Source organism: Candidatus Streptomyces philanthi (assembly GCF_059553635.1).
In genome coordinates this window covers 1-13,300 of record NZ_JCANQV010000166.1, presented here as the reverse complement: position 1 = coordinate 13,300, position 13,300 = coordinate 1, and the positions used below count along the sequence as shown (strand labels likewise).

The 13,300-nt window shown below is 73.9% G+C and carries 16 protein-coding genes; 7 read left to right on the top strand and 9 right to left on the bottom strand.

Annotation, left to right across the window (positions count from 1 at the left end; translation table 11 throughout):
* The 3 genes from lnt to fxsA form a co-directional block, all read left to right on the top strand.
* A partial coding sequence (gene lnt, locus AC51EU_RS19330) for an apolipoprotein N-acyltransferase (RefSeq protein WP_496268249.1) occupies positions 1-960 on the top strand: 960 nt, incomplete at its 5' end.
* Positions 960-1,718: a polyprenol monophosphomannose synthase gene (locus AC51EU_RS19325; protein ID WP_496268248.1), complete on the top strand. Its 759-nt coding sequence runs from the start codon at positions 960-962 to the stop codon at positions 1,716-1,718. The genes lnt and AC51EU_RS19325, both read left to right, overlap by 1 nt.
* 124 nt (positions 1,719-1,842) lie before the next feature.
* Positions 1,843-2,406, top strand: coding sequence for an FxsA family membrane protein (gene fxsA, locus AC51EU_RS19320; RefSeq protein WP_496268247.1), 564 nt, complete (start codon positions 1,843-1,845; stop codon positions 2,404-2,406).
* 113 nt (positions 2,407-2,519) lie between these two features.
* Here the strand turns inward: fxsA and AC51EU_RS19315 are convergent, their stop codons facing one another.
* The 3 genes from AC51EU_RS19315 to yczE all read right to left on the bottom strand — a co-directional run bounded on the left by AC51EU_RS19315 (position 2,520) and on the right by yczE (position 4,682).
* The gene (locus tag AC51EU_RS19315; RefSeq protein ID WP_026170122.1) at positions 2,520-2,897 is read right to left on the bottom strand and encodes an RNA polymerase-binding protein RbpA; all 378 of its coding nucleotides are present in this window, start codon (positions 2,895-2,897) and stop codon (positions 2,520-2,522) included.
* A gap of 379 nt (positions 2,898-3,276) precedes the next feature.
* On the bottom strand, positions 3,277-4,098 hold the full coding sequence (locus tag AC51EU_RS19310) for a glycerophosphodiester phosphodiesterase family protein (RefSeq protein ID WP_496268246.1): 822 nt from the start codon (positions 4,096-4,098) through the stop codon (positions 3,277-3,279).
* Positions 4,095-4,682, bottom strand: a complete 588-nt coding sequence (gene yczE, locus AC51EU_RS19305) for a membrane protein YczE (protein ID WP_496268250.1) — start codon at positions 4,680-4,682, stop codon at positions 4,095-4,097. The genes AC51EU_RS19310 and yczE overlap by 4 nt, the downstream gene beginning before the upstream one ends.
* Positions 4,683-4,875: 193 nt before the next feature.
* Between yczE and AC51EU_RS19300 the strand changes: the two genes are divergently transcribed.
* Positions 4,876-6,378, top strand: a complete 1,503-nt coding sequence (locus tag AC51EU_RS19300) for an SCO1417 family PLP biosynthesis transcription factor (protein WP_496268245.1) — start codon at positions 4,876-4,878, stop codon at positions 6,376-6,378.
* A gap of 16 nt (positions 6,379-6,394) precedes the next feature.
* Here the strand turns inward: AC51EU_RS19300 and AC51EU_RS19295 are convergent, their stop codons facing one another.
* Positions 6,395-7,981 carry a hypothetical protein gene (locus AC51EU_RS19295; RefSeq protein ID WP_496268244.1) on the bottom strand — a complete coding sequence of 529 codons (1,587 nt, stop codon included), beginning with the start codon at positions 7,979-7,981 and terminating at the stop codon, positions 6,395-6,397.
* Between the two features lie 141 nt (positions 7,982-8,122).
* A complete protein-coding gene (locus AC51EU_RS19290; RefSeq protein WP_496268243.1) occupies positions 8,123-8,317 on the bottom strand; it encodes a hypothetical protein in 195 nt (64 codons plus the stop codon).
* Positions 8,318-8,498: 181 nt separating this feature from the next.
* On the opposite strand from AC51EU_RS19290, the gene AC51EU_RS19285 reads away from it, so the two are divergent.
* Positions 8,499-8,921 carry a YchJ family protein gene (locus AC51EU_RS19285; RefSeq protein ID WP_496268242.1) on the top strand — a complete coding sequence of 141 codons (423 nt, stop codon included), beginning with the start codon at positions 8,499-8,501 and terminating at the stop codon, positions 8,919-8,921.
* A 16-nt stretch (positions 8,922-8,937) separates the two neighbouring features.
* On the opposite strand, the gene AC51EU_RS19280 is transcribed toward AC51EU_RS19285, so the two are convergent.
* Both AC51EU_RS19280 and ku read right to left on the bottom strand, forming a co-directional pair.
* Positions 8,938-9,312, bottom strand: a complete 375-nt coding sequence (locus tag AC51EU_RS19280) for an RNA-binding S4 domain-containing protein (RefSeq protein ID WP_496268241.1) — start codon at positions 9,310-9,312, stop codon at positions 8,938-8,940.
* Between the two features lie 45 nt (positions 9,313-9,357).
* Positions 9,358-10,371, bottom strand: coding sequence for a non-homologous end joining protein Ku (ku, locus tag AC51EU_RS19275; RefSeq protein ID WP_496268240.1), 1,014 nt, complete (start codon positions 10,369-10,371; stop codon positions 9,358-9,360).
* Between the two features lie 30 nt (positions 10,372-10,401).
* On the opposite strand from ku, the gene ligD reads away from it, so the two are divergent.
* Entirely contained in the window at positions 10,402-11,298 is an 897-nt protein-coding gene (ligD, locus tag AC51EU_RS19270; RefSeq protein WP_496268239.1) for a non-homologous end-joining DNA ligase, read from the top strand.
* A 29-nt stretch (positions 11,299-11,327) separates the two neighbouring features.
* Here the strand turns inward: ligD and AC51EU_RS19265 are convergent, their stop codons facing one another.
* The gene (locus AC51EU_RS19265; protein WP_496268238.1) at positions 11,328-11,795 is read right to left on the bottom strand and encodes a hypothetical protein; all 468 of its coding nucleotides are present in this window, start codon (positions 11,793-11,795) and stop codon (positions 11,328-11,330) included.
* A gap of 541 nt (positions 11,796-12,336) precedes the next feature.
* Here AC51EU_RS19265 and AC51EU_RS19260 point away from each other — a divergent pair.
* Positions 12,337-12,540: a cold-shock protein gene (locus AC51EU_RS19260; RefSeq protein ID WP_496268237.1), complete on the top strand. Its 204-nt coding sequence runs from the start codon at positions 12,337-12,339 to the stop codon at positions 12,538-12,540.
* 185 nt (positions 12,541-12,725) lie between these two features.
* On the opposite strand, the gene AC51EU_RS19255 is transcribed toward AC51EU_RS19260, so the two are convergent.
* On the bottom strand, positions 12,726-12,920 hold the full coding sequence (locus tag AC51EU_RS19255; RefSeq protein ID WP_496268236.1) for an antitoxin: 195 nt from the start codon (positions 12,918-12,920) through the stop codon (positions 12,726-12,728).
* Positions 12,921-13,300: the final 380 nt, after the last annotated feature.

The window sequence follows — 13,300 nt, the reverse complement described above, 5'->3', positions numbered from 1 at the left end:
GCCGCCGTCACCGTGGCGGGCCTGGCCGTCCCCGTGCACACCAAGGCCGACGACAGCGTCCGCATTGCCGTCGTCCAGGGCAACGTCCAGCAGCCCGGCATGGACTTCCTCGGCCGCCCCATGAAGATCCTCGACAACCACGCCAGGGCCACCGAGAAGCTCGCCGCCGACGTCAGGGCCGGCCGGGCGAGCAGGCCCGACCTGGTCATCTGGCCGGAGAACTCCTCGGACCTCGACCCCTTCCGCTACCCGGAGGCGTACGACCGCATCGACCGGGCGGTCAAGGACATCGGGGTGCCCGTGCTCGTCGGCGCCCTGGTCGACCACCCGAAGAAGCCCGGCTATGTGTACAACGAGGGCATCGTCTGGGACCCGGTGAAGGGCCCCGGCGCCTCGTACACCAAGCAGCACCCCGTGCCGTTCGGCGAGTACGTGCCGTTCCGGGACCAGCTCAGCAAGGTCATCACGCGCCTCCAGCGGGTCCCGAGGGACTTCTACCCCGGCGACCACTCCGGGGTCCTCCAGGTCGGCCCCGCCCGCCTCGGCGACGTCATCTGCTTCGAGGTCGCCTACGACGAGATCGTCCACGGCACCGTCGCCGACGGTGCCCGCGCCCTGGTCGTCCAGACGAACAACGCCACCTACGGGCGCACCGGCCAGCCCGAGCAGCAGCTGGCCATGTCCCGGCTGCGGGCCGTGGAGCACGGCCGGGCCGTGGTCACCGCCGCCACCAGCGGCATCAGCGCGGTCGTCGCGCCGGACGGCACGGTCGTCCGGCAGATCCCCGAGTTCACGCAGGGTGTGCTCGCCGCGCGGATTCCGCTCCGGGACGAAACGACGCTCGCCGACCGCGTCGGTGCGGCTCCCGAGTGGGCGCTCGCTATCGTGGGCGTTCTCTCCTGCGCCGCCGCGACAGCCATCGGCCGGCGCGGGCGTACGAAGGACGAGAAGGGGCAGTAGTGACAGACGGCGGTCAGCGGAAGTATGGTCCGCTCGGCACCACGTTGGTGATCATTCCCACATACAACGAGGTGGAGAACATCAAGCCGATCGTCTCGCGGGTACGGGCCGCCGTCCCCGAGGCGCACGTCCTCGTCGCGGACGACAACAGCCCCGACGGGACCGGCAAGGCCGCCGACGAACTGGCCGCCGACGACGAGCAGGTCCACGTCCTGCACCGCGAGGGCAAGGAAGGGCTCGGCGCCGCCTATCTGGCGGGCTTCCGGTGGGGGATCGAGCACGACTTCGGCGTCCTGGTCGAGATGGACGCCGACGGCTCCCACCAGCCCGAGGAACTGCCCCGGTTGCTGACCGCCCTCAAGGGCGCCGACCTCGTCCTCGGCTCGCGCTGGGTGCCCGGCGGGCGGGTGGTGAACTGGCCGTGGAGCCGGCAGTTCCTCTCCCGCGGCGGCAGCACATACTCGCGCCTGCTGCTCGACGTCCCGCTGCGCGACATCACCGGCGGCTACCGCGCCTTCCGCGCCGAGACCCTCAAGGGCCTCGGACTGGCCGAGGTGGCCTCCCAGGGGTACTGCTTCCAGGTGGACCTGGCACGCCGTGCCGTCCAGGCCGGCTACCACGTCGTCGAGGTGCCGATCACCTTCGTCGAGCGGGAGGCCGGCGACAGCAAGATGAGCCGGGACATCGTGGTCGAGGCGCTCTGGCGGGTCACCGGCTGGGGCATCGGCACCCGGGTGAACAAGATCCGCGGCCGGTAGGCCGGCGAACGGCACCACCGAAGGGGCACCTCCGTACGGGGGTGCCCCTTCGCCGTGGGCGCGGACGCCGCCGGGCCCGTCCCCCTCGGCGGGGCCGGGGGAGCGGGCCAGGCACACTGGAGGCATGACGTTCGGAGCCACGCCCACGCCAGGTCCCCGCCCGCCCCGCTCCCGCGCCCGCCGCTTCGTCCCGTTGGGCGTCGCCGCCTGGGTGGTGCTGGAGATCTGGCTGCTGATCCTGGTGGGCGAGGCCGCGGGCGGTATGGCGGTCGTCGTGCTGCTGGTCGCCGGGGTACTGGCCGGCGGCTGGGCGGTCAAGCACGCCGGGCGCCGGGCCTGGCAGAACCTCGCCGACTCCCTGCGCACCCCGGGAGCCCCAAAGACCCCGCCCGCCGGGCAGGGCGGCGGCACCACCCTGCCGATGCTCGGCGGCCTGCTGCTGATGGTGCCCGGCCTGCTCTCCGACGTCCTGGGGCTGCTCTGCCTCTTCCCGCCGACGGGGAAGCTGCTCCAGCGCCGCGCCGGGAAGCTGCTGAACCGCCCCGCCTCCTTCGCGCCCGGCTCGTTCGGCGACGCCTTCCAGCAGGCCAGGATGCACCGGCCGGACGGCAAGGTCGTCCAGGGCGAGGTGATCCGCGACGACCAGCCGCCCTCCGCGCCCCGCCAGGACCCGCCGCTGCCCCGCTGAGCCCCCGTACGGTGCCCCGGCACCCCCGGGGCACCGTACGGGCATGACAAGGGCCGGCCACCGCGTGGTGCGGTGGCCGGCCCTTGTCGTACGTGTGGCGCGCTGTCCGTTCGTCAGGCGGACTTGCGGTTGCTGTCGCGCGGATGCACGGCGATGTTCATGGTGCCGGAGCGCAGGACGGCCAGCCGTTCGGCCAGCACCTCCTCCAACTCCTCGCGGGTGCGCCGCTCCATGAGCATGTCCCAGTGCGTACGCGCGGGCTTGCCCTTCTTCTCCTCAGGGCCATCGCCATCCACCAGGAGGGAGGGTGCGCCACACACCTTGCACTCCCACTCCGGCGGAATCTCGGCCTCAACCGAGAACGGCATCTCAAATCGATGTCCGTTCTGGCATGCGTACTCCACCGCCTGGCGCGGGGCCAGGTCGATGCCGCGGTCGGTCTCGTAGCTGGTCACCACGAGTCGCGTGCCGCGAAGAGCTCGCTCACTCATGAATCGTGCCTCCCGGGCTTGTAGCCCACAGGACAGGTGTCGCTGTCGTCGTCATCCGGTCAACGTCCGGTCGGCAGGGAAGATTCCCGCAACCGTGACATGCGTCGCCCGTCGTGCCGCCCCTTGTTGTACCCACCAGCGCCCGGTTTGTCACATCTGGCAGCAGATGTCACCCAGCGCCTTCCATGCTTGAGCGCGCAGTAACGGTCCATCTGGTGAGTCGACGGCGTATACTACCCGCCCCCAAGCCCCGGGCCTAAATCCGGTCCGGTACGGGACCGCCCGCGACCGCCGCGTCCCGCCGTTCCGGCACCTCCGCGCCGGTGTGAAACCGACCGCGGAGAACGCCACCGGCCGACCCGATCGCGCCCCGGCCGGCTCATTCCCCGCCGCTGGTCCCCTGGACCCAGCCGCCCCGCGCGGTCAGCACCGCCCGCAGCACGTCCAGACGGTCCGTCATGATGCCGTCCACGCCGAGGTCGAGCAGGGCGCCCATCCGCGCGGCGTCGTTGACCGTCCACACATGCACCTGGAGGCCCAGCGCGTGCGCGGCACGGACGAACAGCCGGTCGGCGACCGGGACGCCGTACTGCCGCTCCGGGACCTGCACGCACACCGCGTCACGCCGCACCGCCGCCCCCAGCAGCCGGTCCAGCGGCACCGCGCCCCGCCCCAGGGAGCGCAGCCGCAGACCCGTCACACCCCGGGTGCCCAGTGACGTCGCCAACCGGGGCCCCGCCAGCCGCCGCGCCCGCGCGACACGGGCCTCGGAGAACGAGCCGACGCACACCCGGTCCCACGCGCCGGTACGGCGCAACAGGCCCAGCAGCGGCGCCAGCGCCGCCTCCGACTTGAGGTCGACGTTCCACCGGGCCCCGGGGAACTCCTCCAGCAACTCCTCGAACAGCGGCAGCGGCTCACGGCCCCCGACCCGGGCCCCGCGCACCTCCCGCCACGGCAGCGCCCCGATCGCCCCGCTCCGGTCCGTGGCACGGTCCAGCGTCGGATCGTGGAACGCCACCAGACGCCCGTCCGACGTGGCGTGCGCATCGGTCTCCAGATAGCGGTAGCCCGCCGCCACCGCCCGCCGGAACGCGGCGGCGGTGTTCTCCAGGCCGTCCGCCGCCCCGCCCCGGTGGGCGAAGGCGAGCGGCACGGGATGGTCGAGGTACGGATGGCGCACACGGGCGAAGGAGGTCACTCGGGAATTGTCGCGCGTTCGCCGGACGGCCGGCCTCCGGCCACCACCCGCGACGGCGTCTCCAGGCCCCGGATCGCGAAACGGCGCAGGAAGAACTGCGCCAGCGGCCCGATCGCCAGGGCGTACAGCACCGTCCCGGCACCCACCGAACCGCCCAGCAGGAAACCGGCCGCGAGAACGGTCACCTCGATGCAGGTCCGTACGAGCCGGACGCTGCGCCCCGTGCGCCGGTGCAGACCGGTCATCAGACCGTCGCGGGGGCCCGCGCCGAGGCGGGCGGAGAGGTAGAGACCGGTGGCGGCGCCGTTGAGAACGACGGCGCAGGCCAGCAGCGGGACACGCACGGCGAGCGCCTGCGGCGTGGGCAGCACCGACAGCGTCGCGTCCATCACCAGCCCCAGGACCACCACGTTCGACACCGTCCCCAGCCCGGGGCGCTGCCGCAACGGGAACCACAGCAGCAGCACCAGGGCACCGACGAGGATGGTGACGGTGCCGATCGACAGCCCCGTGTGCAGGGAGACGCCCTGGCCCAGCACGTTCCACGGTTCGAGCCCCAGCCCGGCCCGCAGTTGCAGCGCCATGCTCACCCCGTACAGCACCAGCCCCGCGTACAGCTGCGTGAGCCGCCGCGGCAGATGCCTGCGCCGGGCGGGGTCTCCTTGGGTGACGGGCACGATACGGCCCCCTTCTGGTGCGATTGGACTGACGCGTGACACCATGTGGCATGTCGGATGCCCGCAGCGAGGGCCAATCCGGGGAAGGTGGACCGATCACATGGCGCAATGGACCTCGGCCGTGGGCGCGGCCCAACTCGCCCGGCTGCTGCGCTCCCAGACCCCCGGCGACACCCCCGCCAACGGAGGACGCCGCCTGCCCGCCTACCGCGGACTCGCCGACGGCGTCCGCCTCCTCGTCCTGGAGGGCCGCGTCCCGGTGGCCGCCCGGCTGCCCGCCGAACGCGAACTGGCCGCCGCCCTCGGCGTCAGCCGCACCACCGTCGCCTCCGCCTACGAGGCGCTGCGCGCCGAGGGCTTCCTCTCCTCACGCCGCGGATCGGGCAGCTGGACCGCCGTCCCCGCGGGCAACCCGCTGCCCACCCGCGGCCTGGAACCCCTGCCCCCCGAGGCCGTCGGCTCCATGATCGACCTCGGGTGCGCGGCCCTGCCCGCCCCCGAACCCTGGCTCACCCGCGCCGTCCAGGGCGCCATGGCCGACCTGCCGCTGTACGCCCACACCCACGGCGACTACCCCGCCGGCCTGCCCGTCCTGCGCCAGGCCCTCGCCGACCGCTACACCGCGGGCGGCATCCCCACCATGCCGGAGCAGATCATGGTGACCACCGGCGCGATGGGCGCCGTCGCCGCCATCTGCCGCCTGTGCACCAGCCCCGGCGAGCGGGTCGCCGTCGACGCCCCGTCGTACGCCAACATCCTCCAGCTGATGCGGGACGCCGGCGCCCGGCTCGTCCCCGTCGCCCTCGCCGAGCGGCTGGCCGGCTGGGACATCCCCGCCTGGCGCCAGGTGATGCGCGACGCCGCACCCCGCATGGCGTACGTCGTCGCCGACTTCCACAACCCCACCGGCACCCTCGCCACCGAGGACCAGCGCCGCCGTCTGGTGGCCGCGGCCCGCGCGGCCGGCACCCTGCTCGTCGTCGACGAGACCATGACCGAACTCCGCCTCGACGAGGACCTGGACCCGCCACGCCCGGTCTGCGCCTTCGACCCGGCCGGCAGCGCCGTCATCACCGTCGGCTCGGTCAGCAAGGCGTTCTGGGCCGGGATGCGGATCGGCTGGGTGCGCGCCACCCCCGACATCATCCGCAGCCTCGTCGCCGCCCGCGCCTACTCCGACCTCGGCTCCCCGGTCCTCGAACAGCTCGCCATCGCCTCACTGCTGGAGTCCGGCGGCTGGGAGGAGGCCGTACGCGTCCGCCGCGACCAGGCCCGCGAGAACCGCGACGCGATCGTCGACGCGGTACGGCGCCATCTGCCCGACTGGGAGTTCAGCGTGCCCGGCGGCGGACTCACCCTCTGGACCCGCACCGGCGGCCTGTCCGGCTCCCGCATCGCCGAGGCGGGGGAGCGGCTGGGCGTCCGGGTGCCGTCCGGGCCCCGCTTCGGCGTGGACGGCGCCTTCGAGGGCTTCGTCCGCCTGCCGTTCACGGTCAGCGGCGCGGTCGCCGACGAGGCCGCCGCCCGGCTCGCCCGCGCCGCCCGGTTGGTCGCGGACGGCGTCACCGCCGAGACGGACACCCTCGGGCCGTTGGTCGCCTGACGGGGGGCCGGGCCGCTCACCCCTCCGCGCCCGCCGGGCGCACCCGCCCCTTGGCCAGGTCCACCCGGCCGCCTGAAGCCCGCGCGCCCGCCGACGGCACCGGGTCCGGCAGCAGCGCCAGCACCGCCTCCCGGTGCACCTCGCTCGTCGCGTCGTCGAGCGGGTCCGGCGTGGCCGGCACCTGGAGCCGCAGCACCGGACCGTTCCCCAGCCGCGCGTAGCCGCGCCCCGCAGGCACCCGCGGCGTCGGCGTGGTGTGCGGCGGCCTGCCCAGCACCGTACGGACCTCCTCGGCGCTCGCCGCCCCGAGCACCACCCGCGCCCGGGTGTGCGCCCGCACCGGATCGCTCAGCAGGTCGGCGCCCTCGAACTGGTCGCCGACCACCACCGTCACATGGGCCGCGCGGCCGTGCCGCAGCGGCGTCTGGAGCAGCCGCTGCGGATCGCCGCGACCCTCGGCCGCCGCCACGTGCGCCATCGCCGTCGGCCGGTCCGCGATGATCCACAGCGGTCGGCAGGTGTCGTCCGGCGCCGTGCAGCCGATCTGCCGCGCCCGGTTCGCCACCACCAGCCGCCGCTCCGTCTCGTGCGCCGCCCACTCCAGCATCGCCAGCGCCCCGGTCAGCCCGCTCTCCACCCCCAGCACCCCGCTGCGCCCGGCGAGGCACGCGAACCCGCCGGCGCCGGTGCCGTCGACGATCAGCACCTCACCGTGCTGGAGCGCCTGGAGCGCCAGCGACCGGAGCAGGCCGGTGGTGCCCGCCCCCGGCTGCCCCAGCACCAGCAGATGCGGCTCGGTGGACCGCGGGCCGGTGCGCCAGACCACCGGCGGCTCGTCCCGCACGCTCTCCGCGCCCGCCACCGGCAGCGTCCGCGCCACCGCGTCGGCGTCGGTGAACCCCAGCACCGCCTCACCCGGCGACGACACGAACCGCTGCGCCGCGATGTCCGTCGGCAGCGGGTCGAGCACCGTCAGCTCCAGCTGGTTGGCCTCCTCGTCCCACACGAAGCGGTACTCGCGGCCACGGCCCGACTTGGCGTGCAGCACCTGCTCGACCCGGGCCCGGGAGATCGTCTCGCCGTCGGTGAAGTACGCCGGGTAGTCCAGCACCAGCCGTACGAGCCGGCCGTCGTCGTCGAAGTCGTACTCCTGGAACACGCCTGCCCAGTCCCCGCCGTGCGTGTACAGCGGATCGGGATCGTCCTCGGCACGGAAGTACGGCACCAGGGCCTCGTACAGGGCCCGCAGCCGGGCGGTGCCCGCACCGCCGGGACGGGACGCCGCCACCGCCGGGGAGCCGTCCCGGCCCGCCCAGGCGCCCGCGCACATCGCCGCGGCCAGCACGAGCAGCGGCCCGAACGGCACCATCGACACGGCCAGCGCGCAGCCGGCGACGACGAACAGCAGCGGGCCGCGACTGTCCTTCGGCGTCGACCGCCACCGCTGCCCGGCGGCCGAGGCCAGCCGGCCCAGCCCGCGGCCGACCACCAGCAGGGGGTGGAACACATCGGTGGCGCCGTACGCCGCGCTGCGCGCGAACTCGCGGCCGCGGGCGAACGACGCGCTGGTCGTCAGGATGCTGGGCAGGGGGCGCCGGGCCACATCTGTCTCCTGGGGGTGCGTACCGGGTGGGGCGCCCGGCACGCGGACGCGCGCCGGGCAGGGCGTACGGGGACACGTACGGGCCGGTGCCGGGGGACCTGGCCGGGCACCGGCCCGAGGGGCGGACGGGAGTACGTCGTCCTAGACCTTGATGCCTCCCAGAAGGCTCGCCAGGCTCGCGCCACCGGCCTTGATGCTCGGTGCGATGGCGGACCCCGCCAGGTAGAACCCGAAGAGCGCGCAGACCAGGGCGTGGGACATCTTGAGGCCGTCTTTGCGGAAGAACAGGAAGACGATGACGCCGAGCAGGACGACGCCGGAGATCGACAGGATCATGGGTTCTCTCCTGGGGGTGGGGACGGTCACCATGAGTTCTTCCAGCCTCACCACAGGTATCCAGCCACCGACAGCCGCGTTCAGGTGATTTGTCGGGGAAACCGCCTGAACGGCGGGCAGCGACGGGCGCCCCGCACGGGCCGGGCGCGGACGACCGGGTGTGGGACGGCACAATCGGGGGGTGCCGAAGAACAAGCCCCGCCGCCGCGCCGCCACCACCCCCGCCGACCCGTGCCCCTGCGGGCGGGACGCCGCCTACGGCGACTGCTGCGCCCCCTTCCACCAGGGCCGCGCCACCGCCCCCACCGCCGAACGGCTGATGCGCTCGCGCTACAGCGCCTTCGCGGTCGGCGACACCGCGTACCTGCTGCGCAGCTGGCACTCCTCGACCCGGCCCGACGACCTCGACCTCGACCCGGGGCAGCGCTGGACCGCACTGGAGATCCTGGGCACCACCGGCGGCAGCGCCTTCCACGCCGAGGGCACGGTCGCCTTCCGCGCCCACTGGAGCGCGTACGGCCGGTCGGGCAGCCAGGAGGAGGACAGCCGCTTCGTCCGCGAGGACGGCCACTGGGTCTACCTGGACGCCCTGCCGCCCGCCTGAGCCGCACCGGGGCCGGTCAGCGGCCCCGCAGCTGCTCGATCTCGCGCCGCTCACGCTTGGTCGGACGGCCCGTTCCGCGGTCCCGTACGCCGGCGACGGGGACCTCCACGCGCGGCGGCGGGGGCGGGCTGTTGTCGACGAAGCACTCGGCGGCCACCGGGGCGCCCACCCGCTTGCGCACCAGCCGGGAGACGACCACGATCCTCTCCCGCCCCGCGTGCCGCAGCCGCACCTCGTCGCCGACCCGTACCGCGTACGCCGGCTTCACCCGCTCCCCGTTGACGCGTACGTGCCCGCCCCGGCAGGCCGTGGCCGCCTGGGCGCGCGTCTTGGTCAGCCGCACCGACCAGATCCAGCTGTCGATGCGGGTGTTCCCCTCGTCAGAAGCCATGGCCCGAACTCTAGGTCCTCTCCGGCGGGCCCCGTCGCCGGCCCGCTACGCGGAACCGCGCTTCCTGCCCGGCGTCTTCTTCGCGGCCGCCGTGCCGGAGGTCTTCTTGCGGGCCGAGGACGTACCCGAGCCGCTCCCGGTCTTCTTCGCGGCCGTCGTCTTCTTCGCCGGGGCCCGCTTCGCCGTGCTCTTCGTCGCCGTGGTCTTCTTCGCCGCGGCCTTGCCCCGGCCCGCGGACTTCCGGCCCCGGATAGGGGTGACGGACGCCTCCCCGCCCTCCCCGCGCCCCTCCTTGGCCGCCCGCACGCTGCTCTCCAGCGCGGACATCAGGTCGATCACCTCACCGCCGGCGCGCGGCGGGGCCGTGGGCGCGGTGGGCTCGCCGCCCTCCAGCTTCGCCGCGACCAACTCCTCGACGGCCTCGCGGTAGTCGTCGTGGAGCTCGGCCGGATCCAGCTCGCCCAGGGTGTCCATCAGCGTCTCGGCCAGCGTCAGCTCGTTCGGCCGGATCTCGACCTCGCCGGGGACCACACCGGACGCCGACCGGATCTGGTCCGGCCACAGCAGCGAGTGCATCACGATCGTCCCGTCGTGCGACCGCAGCATCGCCAGGGTCTCCCGCCCGTGCAGCGCCACCTTGCCGACCGCCACCTTGCGGTGGTGCTCCAGCGCCTCCCGCAGCAGGGCGTACGGCTTGCTGGCGGCGGCCCCGTCCGGCGCCAGGTAGTACGGCTTGTCGATCTGCAACGGGTCGATCTCGCCCGCGTCGACGAACGAGAGGATCGTCAGCGTCTTGGTGCTCGGCAGCGGAAGCCGGCTCAGGTCCTCGTCGGTGATCGGCACGATGGTGTCGTCCCCGGCCCGGTACCCCTTGCCGATCTCCTCGTTCGGCACCTCCTCGCCGTCCAGCTCGCAGACCTTGCGGTACTGGACGCGCCCGCCGTCCGTCGCGTGGATACGGACGAACGACACCGAGGCGCTGCGCTCGGTCGCGGTGTACGTCTTCACGGGGATGCTGACCAGGCCGAAGGAGATCGAACCGTTCCACACAGATCGCATGATTCGTCCCTTGTATGGGATTCTCATCGTATGTCGCCGCTGACCGTCGTGGAGGGCCGGCGCATCGCGCTCAGCAACCTGGACAAGGTGCTCTATCCCGCCACCGGCACCACCAAGGGCGAGTTCCTGCACTACCTCGCGACGACCGCGGACCTGCTCCTCGCCCACCTCCGCGACCGCCCGGTGTCCTTCCTCCGCTTCCCCGACGGCCCGGACGGCCCGTGCTTCTTCACCAAGAACGTGCCTCCGGGTACCCCCGAGTGGGTGACGACCTGCGCGGTCCCCGCCTCGGCCGCGAAGTCCGGCCGCCAGGTCCTGATCCAGGACACCCCGTCCCTGATGTGGTGCGCCAACCTCGTCGTCGAACTGCACACCCCGCAGTGGACCGCGCACGCCCCGGGACACGCCGACCGCCTCGTGCTCGACCTCGACCCCGGCGAGCCCGCCACCGTCGTCGAGTGCTGCGAGGTCGCCCGCTGGCTGCGCGGGCGGCTCGCCGCCGACGGCCTCGACGCCTGCGTCAAGACCAGCGGCTCCAAGGGCCTGCATCTGCTCGCGCCCCTCGAACCCGCGCCCTCCGCACGCGTCACCGCCTACGCCAGGGCGCTCGCCGCCGAGGCCGCGGCGGCGCTCCCCGGCCTCGTCGTCCACAAGATGGCCAGGCGCCTGCGCCCCGGGAAGGTCTTCCTCGACTTCTCCCAGAACGCCGCCGCCAAGACCACGGCCGCCGCCTACACGGTGCGCGCCCGCACCCGGCCCACCGTCTCCACCCCGGTCACCTGGGACGAGATCGCCGGCTGTGCCGAGCCCGGCGAACTGGCCTTCCTCCCCGGTGACATCGCCGCCCGCCGCGCCCGCCACGGCGACCCGCTCGGCCCGCTCCTCGACCCCGGCCGCGCCCGCCCGCTTCCCCGCGGCGTCGGGTGACCTCCCCGGGGCGGGTGCGCGGTCGGCGGTCACGAAGCGGAGCGGGCGGCGGTGCCGATCCAGTTGATGACGGCGGTCACCGTGGCGTCGTCCAGGCCGGCGATGACCCGCAGCGCGGCCGCGTCCCCGGGGGCCGGGGCGACCCCGGCCGTGGTGAGCGCCACCTGGAGGTCCAGATGGCGGCGGTCGGTCCGCGACGGGGGAGGGGCGGCCGGGGCGGCGGGGGCCTCCGTGGCCGCGTCGTCGTCCTCCTCCGGCTCCGGCGGAACGGGCAGCCGGTCCTCGGGGCGCGGTGGCGGGAGCAGCATCCCGTCCGGAGGGTGGGCGACGACGATCGGCGACAGCCCGGACCGCCGGGGGCGGGGATCGGTATGCGGAGGCGTCATGACGTAGCCGGTGGTGATGCGCCACCGGGGACGCCGGGGGCGCACGGCGAACAGGTCGGGCCGGTCGCCGGGTTCGGCGTCGGTCGGGGACGGTTCGCAGGGCAACGACATCGGGCCTCCACAGCTCAGGATCCGGAGAACGTCTCGCTTCTTCCGAATCCGCCCCACACCCCTTGAGGTTGCGGGGATTCGCCAGGTTTCACCCGATCAGAGCATCAAAGAGCGGGGGTGCGGTGGGGAGGTGACGAGTGCGGGTGTGCGCGAGGGCGCCGCCCGGCGGGGGCGAGGAACGGAAACCCGATCAGAAACGTGTGACGGCACCGACCTTCGAACCTTCCCCGCCGGCACGGCCCTCACTCGCTTCGTCATGCCGGGCCACCGCGCTCGAACGACTGTCCGGCGGGTCGGGGATTCGGAGGACGCGGTGTGCCCTCGGGCGGTGAAGGTGACGCGTCTGCCACGGTTGTCGTGGCCGCCGCGCGCTACGCGGTGTAGCGTCCTGATCACAGCTGTCGTGGTTCCGAAGTGCCGGGCGCCCGTGTCCCGTTCACGGGCGTTCTTTCTGTGCGACACCTCTCCGGACCAGGGCGATCACCTCCGGCCTCCGTATGCGCGCAGGCCGCCCCCAGCCCCTTGAACGAAGGAGACAGGTATGGCAACCGGCACCGTGAAGTGGTTCAACTCCGAGAAGGGCTTCGGCTTCATCGCCCAGGACGGCGGCGGCGCCGACGTCTTCGCCCACTACTCGAACATCGACGCCCAGGGCTTCCGCGAGCTCCAGGAGGGCCAGAAGGTGACCTTCGAGGTCACCCAGGGCCAGAAGGGCCCGCAGGCGGAGAAGATCCGCCGCCTCTGACCCGGGCGGCCCCACGGCGGCGCCCGCGCCGGAGAACCGGAGGCCCGGGCGCCGCAGCGGGCCACCGCACGGGGGCCCGCCGTCCACGGCGTGTCCCCGGACGGCCCGCCCGGAACGGCGGCGTCCCCGCCCGGACGCACCCCGGGCGGGGACGGGGAAGCGGGCGGGCCGCGGGCCCGTCGCGGTCAGGACCGTGGCGGCTGCTGGTCGTCCCCGGGACCGCCGAATTCTTCCTTGAGCTTGTCCTGGGCCTGGTCGACCTGGCCGCTGTACCTGCCCTGCGTCTTCTCGTCGACCATGTCGCCGGCCTTGTCGATGCCCTTCTCCGTCTGGGCTTCGTGGCCCTTCAGCAGGCTCTTGAGCTTGTCCAACACGGACATGTGTCGTCCTCCTCGCCACGTTCCCCCACGCCTCCAGCATCACCCCGGGCCACGCGTCCCGCATCCGCGCGGACCACGCCCCGCGACCATGCCACGACCCCGCGCGACGCGCCCCCGCCGCTCCTGCCTCACCCGCCCGGACCACCCGTACACCCCCGTTGACCAGGCACGAAGCGGATCGGGTGACGCTACGGCGCGCGGCGGGACGGGGCCCGGCCGACAATGCAGCGGTGAGCGATGCACACCGTAGTGACGACGACGCGCCGCGCCCCGCTCCCGGAGACGAGGAACGCCGGCTCGCCAGGATGGCGCTGGCCGGCCGGGCCCGCGACGCGGCCGATCTGACGCTGCTGATGGACATGCTGGACCTGCACCCCTGC

Bases quoted from the DNA above. Each gene is read 5' to 3' on its own strand.
- AC51EU_RS19265 (WP_496268238.1), bottom strand. From the start codon at position 11,795: ATGTCGTTGCCCTGCGAACCGTCCCCGACCGACGCCGAACCCGGCGAC.
- AC51EU_RS19300 (WP_496268245.1), top strand. From the start codon at position 4,876: ATGGCGCAATGGACCTCGGCCGTGGGCGCGGCCCAACTCGCCCGGCTG.
- yczE (WP_496268250.1), bottom strand. From the start codon at position 4,682: ATGGCGCTGCAACTGCGGGCCGGGCTGGGGCTCGAACCGTGGAACGTG.
- ligD (WP_496268239.1), top strand. From the start codon at position 10,402: ATGTCGCCGCTGACCGTCGTGGAGGGCCGGCGCATCGCGCTCAGCAAC.
- AC51EU_RS19315 (WP_026170122.1), bottom strand. From the start codon at position 2,897: ATGAGTGAGCGAGCTCTTCGCGGCACGCGACTCGTGGTGACCAGCTAC.
- ku (WP_496268240.1), bottom strand. From the start codon at position 10,371: ATGCGATCTGTGTGGAACGGTTCGATCTCCTTCGGCCTGGTCAGCATC.
- AC51EU_RS19255 (WP_496268236.1), bottom strand. From the start codon at position 12,920: ATGTCCGTGTTGGACAAGCTCAAGAGCCTGCTGAAGGGCCACGAAGCC.
- AC51EU_RS19290 (WP_496268243.1), bottom strand. From the start codon at position 8,317: ATGATCCTGTCGATCTCCGGCGTCGTCCTGCTCGGCGTCATCGTCTTC.
- fxsA (WP_496268247.1), top strand. From the start codon at position 1,843: ATGACGTTCGGAGCCACGCCCACGCCAGGTCCCCGCCCGCCCCGCTCC.
- AC51EU_RS19280 (WP_496268241.1), bottom strand. From the start codon at position 9,312: ATGGCTTCTGACGAGGGGAACACCCGCATCGACAGCTGGATCTGGTCG.
- AC51EU_RS19260 (WP_496268237.1), top strand. From the start codon at position 12,337: ATGGCAACCGGCACCGTGAAGTGGTTCAACTCCGAGAAGGGCTTCGGC.